This is a genomic window from Devosia insulae DS-56, assembly GCF_000970465.2.
Classification (GTDB): domain Bacteria; phylum Pseudomonadota; class Alphaproteobacteria; order Rhizobiales; family Devosiaceae; genus Devosia_A; species Devosia_A insulae.
Window position 1 is genome coordinate 1 of the sequence record NZ_LAJE02000394.1, and the last position, 10393, is coordinate 10393.

Consider the following 10393-nt stretch of genomic DNA (forward strand, 5'->3'; position numbering starts at 1 on the left):
GATCTGGTCTAGCTCCCCTCCCCCCAAGGGGGAGGGGAGCTAGACCAGATCATTCGACTCGATGTTGTGCGCCCCGAGCTGCGTCACGTCCGTCTCGCCCATCAGCCCCAATGCGCTGTCGGCTTCGCTGCGGAGGATGTCGAGGATGCGGGTGACGCCGCGTTCGCCGGCGACGCCGAGGCCGTAGAGGGTGGGGCGGCCGATGAACACGGCGCGGGCGCCGAGCGCCACGGCTTTCAGCATGTCGTGGCCGGAGCGGATGCCGCTGTCGAGGTAGATTTCGCACTGCCCGCCGACGGCATCGACGATGCGCGGCAGCACGCGGATGGTCGAGGGGGCGCCGTCGAGCTGGCGGCCGCCATGGTTGGAAACGACGATGGCGTCGGCGCCATGCGCGACCGCCGCCCGGGCATCGTCGGCGTGCAGGATCCCCTTCACCACCAGCGGCCCGCCGAAGCGGCGCTTGATCCAGCCGAGGTCCTGCCAGTTGAGCGTCAGATCGTCCTGCTGCGACATCCATTGCGCCAGCTCGGCGACACTATTGGCGCCGGGGACGTGGCCGGCGAAGTTGCCGAAACTGCGGCGCGGCGTGCCAAGCATGGCGAGCGACCAGGCCGGCTTCAACGCCAGTTCGGCGACGAATTTCGGGGTGAACTTCAGCGGCACGGTGAGCCCGTTGCGGACGTCCTTGTGGCGCTGGCCATAGTGCTGGCAATCGACAGTGACGACGAGGGCGGCGCAGTTGGCGGCGCGGGCCCGGTCGATCAGCCGCTCGGTGAAGGCCCGATCCTTGCGCACATAGAGCTGAAACCAGAACGGGCGGCTGGTGGCCGCCGCAACATCCTCGATCGAGCAGATCGAGACGGTGGAGAGCGTGAACGGGATGCCGGCCTTCTCGGCGGCGCGGGCGGCTTTGATCTCGCCATCGGCCACCTGCATGCCGGCGGCGCCGGTGGGCGCGAGGCCGAGCGGCAACGCCACCGGCTGGCCGAGCATGGTGGTCGCGAGGCTGCGGCTGGAAATATCACGGCCGACGCGCTGCTCGAGGCGGATGCGCGTGAAGTCAGAACTGTTCTCGCGGTAGGTCTGCTCGGTATAGGCGCCGGAATCGGCGTACTGGAAGAACATTTTCGGGACGCGGCGCTCGGCCACCCGCTTGAAGTCGTCGACGGTCAGCAACCGATCGAGACGCATGTTGTCACTCTCCCGAGACGAACCAGCGCATGTCGTAGCGATGCGTGCTGCGATCGAAGGCCAGGGTATAGGGATCGCAGCGCCAGCGCTCGACCTGACCATCGGTGCGCGCCACCAGCCAGCAGAAATCCCAGCCGCCGCTCTCATAGCGCAGCGGAATGGCCGGCTTGATGCGCACCGCCGGGTGGGTGCCGGTGATGAAGAGTTTTCGGTCGGTGTAATAGTAGCAGGAGCCGGCGTGGATGAAGGCTTCGTGCTCGGGTGCGGTCTCGCCCGGCGGTACCAGCCCGACGCCGAATTTGCTGATCGCCACCTTGACAGGCGCACCGCGGAGGAACGCTTCATTGAGCGCCTCGACCGAGCCGGAAACCGGCCGCCCCGTGTGATCGTGCGCCAGCACCTCGCGCCAGCGGTCGTTGACCATGAAGCGGTAGCTGTCGAAATCGTAGACGAAGTTGCTGGAGGGCGCGTTGGTGCCGGCGTCGAAACTGTCGAACTGGTGGTAGCGCGGCATGTCGGCCATATCGTCGAGCGGCGCCGGGCCGCGCTGGCCGGTGGGCGGCTGGCCATCGAGATAGGGCCGGGCAATCGCCTGGGTGCCATCCTGGTTGTAGAGAAAGAACGACATCGAGGGACGCGGGCCGAAGCCCTCGGGGAGCTCCACCGGCATGCGCAGCGTCATGATGCCGGCGGCCCAGCGGTCGTCGAGCAGCCAGGTCTGGCGGAACTCGGCGACCTCCTCGATCAGCTCATTGCTCGAAGATTTGGTGTCGATGTGTTCGTTGTGGCGGAACGCCGTGCCGATGCGGAGATCCGCACCGCGCCGAATGGCATCCACCAGGTCGGTGGTGCTGCCGGAGCGGATGGAACGGTCGGAGTTGAGGGTGAGGACGGTGCGAAGGGTCACAGCAAGGCCCCCTCACCCGCGACTGCGTCGCGACCTCTCTCGAGGGACGACCTGCCTACGCCGACTACCACCGGGTCATCCCCGCGAAAGCGGGGACCTCCGTTTGCGATGGTGCCGCAGGAGAGAAAACAGAGGTTCCCGCTTTCGCGGGAATGACCCGGTGGGCAAGAGGCATCCTATGAGCACTTGGCAGCATGCTTCGCCCCTCTCAGAGCGCGTCGAGGAAGGCGACACCGCTGAGCTTCCGCTCGTCGCGGAGCCCACGGAATTCGGCCTTGAGCTTGTCGTCGGCCGCCTGGTCGATGAAGCCACCGAGGGGCTTCCGCGCATAGCCGGCATCGCACCCCATCCAGGCCATGGCGCGTTTGATCGAGGGGATGCCGCCGCGGCTCAAGGAGAAGAAGATCACGGCGTTGCCGATCTCCTGCAGGCGCTTGGCTTCGGCGAGATTGCCGGCGGCGACTGCATCGCGCAGCGCGATCCAGATCTCCGGCATCGAATTGTAGAACGAGCCGATAATGCCGTCGGCGCCGAAGCTCAGGCCCGACATCGCCATCTCGTCGGCGCCGGAATAGACGATGAAGTCCTGCCCGATCTCCTCCTTGATGCGGATGATGTCGTGATGCGTGGTGGCGGTGTACTTGACCCCGGCGACGCCATCGATCGATGAGAGCCGCTTGATCATGTCGAAGCCGAGCGCCGCCATCGGCACGTTGTAGGCGATCATCGGCAGCTTGGTCGAACGGGTGATGTCGGCGTAGTAGCCGTGGATCTGATCGGCGGAAAAGCCCCAGTAGATCGGCGGCACCGAGGAGATGGCGTCGACGCCGGCTCGCTCGGCGTGCTGCGCCAGGTCGATCGAGTGGAAGGTGCTGATGGCGCCGATATGGGCGATCACCGGGACGCGGCCGCGGTTCTCCTCCATCGTCACTTCGACGACGCGTTTGCGCTCCTCGGGCGACATCAGGAACGACTCGCCGGTCGAGCCGGTGATGTAGAGCCCCTCAACCTGGCGTTCGATGAGGAAGTTGACGACGGCGCGCAGGCGCTGTTCGTCGAGCTTCTCGTTCTCGTCGAACGGGGTCACCATCGCCGGAAGGACGCCGGTGATGGACTTGATGTCGAAGGCGGGCATTTGGGGCTCCGTAGGGGGCTGGCGCCGGGCGATCAGGCCGCGGCTTCTTTGGCGTCGATGAGGTGGCAGGCGGCGTAGTGATCGTCACGGCCGTCGATTGCGTAGCGCTTCAGCGCCGGCACCGCGGTCTTGCAGATATCCTGGCGGAAGCGGCAGCGCGGGTGGAACGGACAGCCGGAGGGCGGATTGACCGGGCTCGGCACATCGCCCTCGAGCACCACGCGATTGCTCTTTCGATCGAGGTCGGCGACCGGGATCGCCGAGAGCAGCGCCTGGGTGTAGGGGTGGAGCTTGCGCTCGAACAGATCCTCGGAGCGGCAGAGCTCGACGATCTTGCCCAGATACATCACCGCGACGCGGTCGCAGATGAATTCGGTGACGCTGAGATCGTGGGTGATGAACACATAGGTGAGGTTGCGCTCGCGCTTCAGCCGCATCAGCAGCTCCAGCACCTGGGCGCGGATCGACACGTCGAGCGCGCTCACCGCCTCGTCGCAGACGATCAGCTCGGGATTGACGCTCAGCGCCCGGGCGATGCCGATGCGCTGGCGCTGCCCGCCGGAGAACTCGTGCGGGTAGCGATCCATATACTCGCGGCGCATGTTCACCGCCTCGAGCAGGTCGCCGATGATCTTGCGCCGCTCCTCGCGGGTCTTCACCCCGTATTTGGTCAGCGGGTCCTCGAGCGAACCGAAAATGGTGAAAGCCGGGTTGAGCGAGGAATGCGGGTCCTGAAAGACGATCTGCAGGCGCTTGCGATAGGCGTAAAGCTCCTTGTCGCTGAGCTTGGTGAGATCGGCGCTCGCCTCAGCCCCCGAGTAGGTGATCTCGCCTTCGGTGGCCCGCACCAGCTGCAGGATGGTCTTGCCCAGCGTGGTCTTGCCGCAGCCGCTCTCGCCGACGAGGCCGAGCACTTCTCCGCGATAGATGTCGAGGTCGACGCCATCGACCGCCTTCACCTGCGCCACGGTGCGGCGCAGCACCCCGGCCTTGACCGGGAAATGCGCCTTGACGCCCTTGAGGCTGAGGATGACGTCTCTGGGTTCTGGGTGCGCTTCAGCTGCGGACGCCATTGGCGAACTCCTCGTGGCGCACGCACCTGACGCGATGCGTGGGGCTGAGCTGCGTCTCGGCCGGCAGGGCAAGCTCGCAAGCATCGAGCCTGTAAGCGCAGCGATCGGCGAACTGGCAGCCCTTGGGCCGGTTGAACGGATCGGGGGTCGAACCGGGGATGGCGCGGATATCCTGGTTCTTGCCGCGCCCCAGCACCGGCACTGAATCGAGCAATGCGCGGGTATAGGGGTGGCTGGGGCGGCGCAGCACCTCGTCGACGGTGCCGGCCTCGACGATATTGCCCATGTACATGACGGCGACATCGTCAGCGAGTTCGGCCACCACGCCCATGTCGTGGGTGATCAGCATGATGGCGGTGCCGTGCTCGCGCTTCAGCGTCGCCATCAGCTCGAAGATCTGCGCCTGGATGGTGACGTCGAGCGCGGTGGTCGGCTCGTCGGCGATCAGGATCTTCGGGTTGCAGGCCATCGCCATGGCGATCATGGCGCGCTGGCGCATGCCGCCCGAGAACTGGTGCGGGAACTGCTCGACCCGCCGCTCGGGCGCCGGAATGCCCATCGAACGCAGCAGGTCGATGGCCTTGTCCATGAGCTGCCGGCCGCGCAGGGCGGTGTGGTAGCGCAGGTTCTCGGCGATCTGGAAGCCGATGGTGAACACCGGATTCAGCGCCGTCATCGGATCCTGGAAGATCATGGCGATCTCGGAGCCGCGGATCGAGCGCATCGCCTTGCCGTTGCGCTCCAGCGTATCGAGCCGGATGTCGCCGCGCTCCGAGTGGTAGATGATCTCGCCCTCTTCGATACGCGACAGTGTCGGCAACAGCTGCATGATGGCGGAGGCCGTGACCGACTTGCCGCAGCCGCTCTCGCCGACGATGCAGAGGGTCTTGCCCTTCCTGATCTCGAACGAGACGCCGTTCACCGCCTTGTTGCAGCGCTTGTTGGTGTAAAAGAAGGTCTTCAGATCGCGCACGCTGAGCGCGATATCGTCGACCGGCAGCTGAGTGGTGGTGGTCATGCGGCTAGCCCTGCTGCGTCGGGTCGGTGGCGTCGCGGAGGCCGTCGCCGATGAAGTTGACGCTCAGGACGAAGAGCGAAATCGTGGTGCCGACCGGCAGCCAGATCCACCAGTTGTTCTGCAAGACGCCGAGATCCTGCGCGACATTGAGGATGTTGCCCCAGGTGGCGATGTTCATCGGCACACCCAGCCCGAGGAAGCTGAGACCCGCTTCGGCGAGGATGAAGGCGGCGGTCGACAGCGTAATGTTGACCATGATCGGGCCGAGCGCATTGGGCAGGATGTGCTTGAAGCAGATCAGCGGCACCGAAAGCCCGAAGCTCCGCAGCGCCTGCACATACTCCTCTTCGCGCAGCGACAGCATGCTGGCGCGGGCGAGGCGGTAGATGCCGCACCAGCCGCCGACGATGAAGATGATCATGATGTTCGAAAGCGACTGGCCGAGGATCGACACCAGCATCAGCACCAGGATCAGCTCCGGGAAGGCCATGATGATCTCGGAGACGCGCATGCAGATGGCATCGAACCAGCCGCCGACATAGCCGGCATAGCAGCCGACGATCACCCCGATAATGGCCGAGACCACGGCGCTGCCGAGCCCGACGAGGATCGAGATGCGGCCGCCATAGAGCACCCGGGCAAACACGTCGCGGCCGGTCTTGTCGGTGCCGAACCAATGCTCCCAGGAGGGCGGCTGCAGCATGGCGCGCAGGTTGATCTTGGTCGGATCCCACGGCGTCAGCAGCGGCGCACAGATCGCGGCGAGCAGAATGATGCTGAATACCACGAGCCCGACCACGGCGAGCCGGTTGCTCATGAACTTGCGCAGCAGCCGGCTGCCGGTCGGGTGCTTCAGCCGCCCGGCTTCCTCGAGTTCGCGGATGCGGTCGAAGCGGCGGTCGAAACGGGTGCGGCGACGCGGGATATCGGCGAGGGCCATGGCTAGTTCCCCAACCGGACGCGTGGATCGATGATGGCGGTCAGGACATCGATGACGACGCTGACCACCAGCACGGTGACCACCGAGATCAGCGCCACGGCCATCACCACCGGATAATCCTGGTTGCGCACCGAGAGGACGAACAGGCTGCCGACGCCGGGCCACTGGAACACCTGCTCGACGATCACCGAACCGCCGATCAGCGCCGGCAGGCGGAAGCCGATCAGCACCACCACCGGGGTGAGCGCGACGCGAAAGCCGTGCAGCAGGTTGACCCGCCATTCCGGCAGGCCCTTGGAGCGGGCGGTCTTGATGAAATCCTTGTTGAGCGCATCGAGCATGGCGGCGCGCGCATAGCGCATGACGCCGGCGGTCATCATGATCGACAGCACCAGCGACGGCATCACCAGATGCGGCAGCCGATCCCAGAAGGTGATGTATTGCGGCATCGAGCGGCCGCCGACCGGCAGCCAGCCGAGGTTCAGCGCGAACACGGTGATGGCGACGAGGCCGAAGAAGAATTCGGGGATGGAAACGCCGACCATGCCGACCACGGTCAGCGTGTTGTCGGTGGCCGAGCCGCGCCGGAGCGCGCTGATGATGCCGAGGATCGAGCCGAAGACGGTCGACAGCACCAGCGCCACCGCGGCCAGTTCCAGCGTCGCCGGCAGGCGCCGCGCCAACAGGTCGGAGATCGGCACGCCGCCGGTGAGGGTGTAGCCGAAATTGCCCTGCAACAGGCCCCACAGCCAGATGAAGTAGCGGACGAACAGCGGCTGGTCGAGGCCGAGGGCCTGGCGCAATTCGGCGAGGCGTTCGGGATTGGCGCCCGACATCTGTTCGGGGCTGAGCATGAAGGAAACGGCGTCGCCGGGGGTCGCGTCGAGACCGAGATAGATCAGGAAGCTGATGGCGACCGCCATCGGGATCATGATCAGAACGCGCCTGATGACGTAGGCTAGCACGCGGCTGTTTCCTTACAGGGCTGGAGCGCAGAGCAATCGCATATGGCGCTAGGCGCCGGGTTCTCGGTGGTCCTCCACCGTGAAACTGGGGAGGGGGACCGCCGAAGGCGGTGGAGGGGGCGGCAGGATACGCCGGTGTTTGGGGTCGCCCCCTCCACCAGCTTCGCTGGTCCCCCTCCCCCGCTGCGCGGTGGAGGATCACTGAGAACCCGGTGGCTGTTCATATGCAATTGCCTGGGCTGGAGCAGTGAAAGGGGAAGGATGCCGCGAGCGGGTCGCGGCATCCGAAGCTAACGGGATCAGGCCTTACTTGTCGTAAGTGTTGATCCACATCATGCGGGTGTAGGGGATATCCATCGGCGTCAGCTTCATGTGCGGCATGTCCTTCAATGCCTTCACGTCGCTGGTCACCTTGGTCACGGCGAAGTCGATGCGGTTGGCCGCAGCGTTCTTGACCATGTTCACGTCGCCGTCGGCGCTGGCGAAGGCTACCACCTGATCGATCTTGGGCTTGCCGAGGAAGTAATCGTCGAACGGCAGCAGCGAGGCGTAGTCCCCGAAGGCGACGGTATCGACCTTGAACGGGCCGGAACCGACGGGCTTCTGCCAGAAGGCGTTCTGCTGCAGCACGGTCGGATCGGTGCCCTCAAAATACTTCTTGGGCAGCGGCGCGAACTGGCTGAGCGAGATCAGGACGTTGGGGTCGAGCGTCGCGAACTTCAGCGTGATGGTGTTGCCTTCGGTGCTGATGCCCGAGATGTGCTCGGCTTTCTTGGCCATGTAGTCGGCAGCGCCCTCGAGCGCGTTGAGGGTCTTGCCCACCACGCCGTGCAGGTTCGGCACGAACAGGGCCGCTTCAAAACTCCAGGTGACGTCGTCGACGGTGATCGGTTCGCCATCGTGCCACTTGATGTTGTCGCGCAGCGTCAGCGTCACGGTCTTGCCGTCGTCGCTGATGGTGTAGCTCTCGGCGAGATCACCCCCGGCGATGCCGGTCATGCTGCCATTGGCGAACAGCAGGCGGTCGAAGACGAAGCGGTTGCCGACCCACAGGCCGAGGTTGGCCCACGGATGCTCGAAATAATCGACCGGGGCGCCGTTGGTATAGAACACGTGCTTGCCGGACGCGTCGGGTTCGACCGTCCAGTTCTGCACGTCCCAGTTGTAGTTGAACTGCTCGTTGCCGTAGGCGCCGCCGTTGCGGTTCATCCGGTCGCTCTCCACCGTGAACAGCTGCTGGTAGTAGAGCGGCACGGTGTAGACGTTGTCGTTCATCAGCTTCTCGATGGCGAAGAAGGCTTCCTTCTGCTTCTCCGTATCGGTGCTGGCATTGGTCGCGGCGATCGCTGCGTCCATCTCGGGGCTGCCCGGGAACTGGTCGGAGCTGGCTTTGCCGGTGGCGTAGTCGTTGTAATATTCCTGCATGACGATGGCAGCGCGGGCGCCATAGCCGAGATCCCAGGAGACCAGCGACTTGTCGGTGGGGTTGGGCGGGATGGCGCCGAGGGTCTTGGCCACATCACCGGTCAGGAGGCGCGCATTCATGTTGATGCCGACATCGGCGAAATAGGCCTGCAGCGCCTGCATCAGGTTCGCGGTGATCTGGTCATCGTAGTAGTAGACCATCTCCAGCGTGCGGTTCGAATCCCAGCCGGCTTCCTTCAGCAGCTCGCGTGCCTTGTCCGGGTTGTAGTCGTAGGGGTTGAGCTCGGGGTTCTTGAACGGGCCGTTGGGGAGCATGCCCACCGCCTTGACGGCGTTGCCATCGAAGATGGTGTCGATGATGGTCTGCATGTCGATGGCGTAGGCGATGGCCTGGCGGACGCGCACGTCCGAAAGCGGATTGTTGTTAGTGGCTTGCGCGGCTGCGGTGCCGATCGCCGAGGTCGACATGAGCAGCGCCATGCCAAGTGCCAGCAAAATCTTCATGTGAATGGGTTCCCTGTTTAACTCACGGATAGTGATCCACGCTTGACGTGGACCCCGACGGCGCCGGCCTTCCTTCTCATCCCTCCGAGTTGGAAACGGCCGCACGTGGTTCAGTGCCGACAAGCGATTCAGCCCCGCTAAGGGCCTGACGCATGTAGGTGGCGTAGTTGCGCGACAGGTGGACGGTCAGCACGCGGACCGCCTCCGGCTCGTCGCGGGCGACAAGCGCGGTGACGATGGCGCGGTGCTCGTCATTGCTGCGCCGGTTATGGCTGGCGACATCGTCCGGCGCCTCACGGCGGCGCATCAGGCGGTCGACGAACGCATCGTGCAGCGCAACGAAGATCGGGTTGCCGGGCACTTCGGCGAGCGTGCGATGAAAGCGCAGATCCATCTCGCGGAACAGCGGGTAGTTGCCGATGGCGCGCTCGCACGCCTCGATCGCCGCCAGCATTTTGCCCAGCTGCGCTTGCGTGGCGTATTGAGCGGCGTAGCGGACGAGGCTCATTTCGAGAAAGAACCGGGCCTGCTCCAGATGGGCGTTGCCCTCGCTGCCGCGAAAGAAGAACCGTGCCGCCTCTGCAGCCCCCGCCATGGCCTGGGCCAGGGTCGGGGTCACGACGCGCGGACGAAAGCCCTTGCGCTGTTCGATCAGCTTCATGCCCTCGAGCATGGTGATGGCTTCACGCACCACGGTGCGTCCGACAGCGAAGCGCTCGCAGAGATCGCGCTCGGACGGGATCATCTCTCCGGCTTTGATGACGCCGGAGTGGATGTCCTCAGCCAGCGCCTGCGCGATGTCGGCAGCTTCGGTCGCCATATCTGTGGTTCCCCAGTCCTCTACCGCTTTAGGGAACCATGTGACGCTATATGGTGTCAAACTTTTATGTTTTGGTCGACCAAACTGCCATGGCCGCTGTGAACAAGCGGGCATCGACTGGTGTTGGAAGCGGTTGACGCACGGGCGGAGCGGGGCGCGGCCAGCGCGCATCCGATCGACGATATCGCCCCGCTGAGTCACCAATTTCCCCCTGGTGGCCTGCATATGTCATTAACATAACAACATATCAGTTTGGGGTGGTCAAGCGACGGCTGCGCCACCGGCGAATAGGTTCGTCAGGCGGAACAAAGTCAGGATTTCTGGGGGTTTTGGGGGCAGAATGAGGGCGCCGGCCGCGCAGTAGTCCTCCCCCGCGTGGCGGGGGAGGGGGACCGCCCGAAGGGTGGTGGAG

9 protein-coding genes are annotated in these 10393 nt (G+C 64.9%); all 9 read right to left on the reverse strand.

Annotated features, from left to right (window positions below; translation table 11 throughout):
* Nucleotides 1-39: 39 nt before the first annotated feature.
* Nucleotides 40-1194: an alpha-hydroxy acid oxidase gene (locus VW23_RS26640; protein ID WP_069912500.1), complete on the reverse strand. Its 1155-nt coding sequence runs from the start codon at nucleotides 1192-1194 to the stop codon at nucleotides 40-42.
* A 4-nt stretch (nucleotides 1195-1198) separates the two neighbouring features.
* Nucleotides 1199-2101 carry a hypothetical protein gene (locus tag VW23_RS26645; RefSeq protein WP_069912501.1) on the reverse strand — a complete coding sequence of 301 codons (903 nt, stop codon included), beginning with the start codon at nucleotides 2099-2101 and terminating at the stop codon, nucleotides 1199-1201.
* A gap of 208 nt (nucleotides 2102-2309) precedes the next feature.
* Nucleotides 2310-3236 carry a dihydrodipicolinate synthase family protein gene (locus VW23_RS26650; RefSeq protein ID WP_069912502.1) on the reverse strand — a complete coding sequence of 309 codons (927 nt, stop codon included), beginning with the start codon at nucleotides 3234-3236 and terminating at the stop codon, nucleotides 2310-2312.
* Between the two features lie 32 nt (nucleotides 3237-3268).
* Nucleotides 3269-4309, reverse strand: a complete 1041-nt coding sequence (locus VW23_RS26655; protein ID WP_069912503.1) for an ABC transporter ATP-binding protein — start codon at nucleotides 4307-4309, stop codon at nucleotides 3269-3271.
* Complete coding sequence (locus VW23_RS26660) at nucleotides 4293-5327, reverse strand: ABC transporter ATP-binding protein (protein ID WP_069912504.1); 1035 nt, start codon at nucleotides 5325-5327, stop codon at nucleotides 4293-4295. The genes VW23_RS26655 and VW23_RS26660 overlap by 17 nt, the downstream gene beginning before the upstream one ends.
* 4 nt (nucleotides 5328-5331) lie before the next feature.
* Nucleotides 5332-6267 (reverse strand): ABC transporter permease, encoded by a 936-nt coding sequence (locus VW23_RS26665; protein WP_069912505.1) that lies wholly within the window; start codon nucleotides 6265-6267, stop codon nucleotides 5332-5334.
* Nucleotides 6268-6269: 2 nt separating this feature from the next.
* A complete protein-coding gene (locus tag VW23_RS26670; RefSeq protein ID WP_069912506.1) occupies nucleotides 6270-7232 on the reverse strand; it encodes an ABC transporter permease in 963 nt (320 codons plus the stop codon).
* 306 nt (nucleotides 7233-7538) lie between these two features.
* Nucleotides 7539-9161 (reverse strand): ABC transporter substrate-binding protein, encoded by a 1623-nt coding sequence (locus VW23_RS26675; protein WP_069912507.1) that lies wholly within the window; start codon nucleotides 9159-9161, stop codon nucleotides 7539-7541.
* A gap of 76 nt (nucleotides 9162-9237) precedes the next feature.
* On the reverse strand, nucleotides 9238-9981 hold the full coding sequence (locus VW23_RS26680; RefSeq protein WP_069912508.1) for an FCD domain-containing protein: 744 nt from the start codon (nucleotides 9979-9981) through the stop codon (nucleotides 9238-9240).
* Nucleotides 9982-10393: the final 412 nt, after the last annotated feature.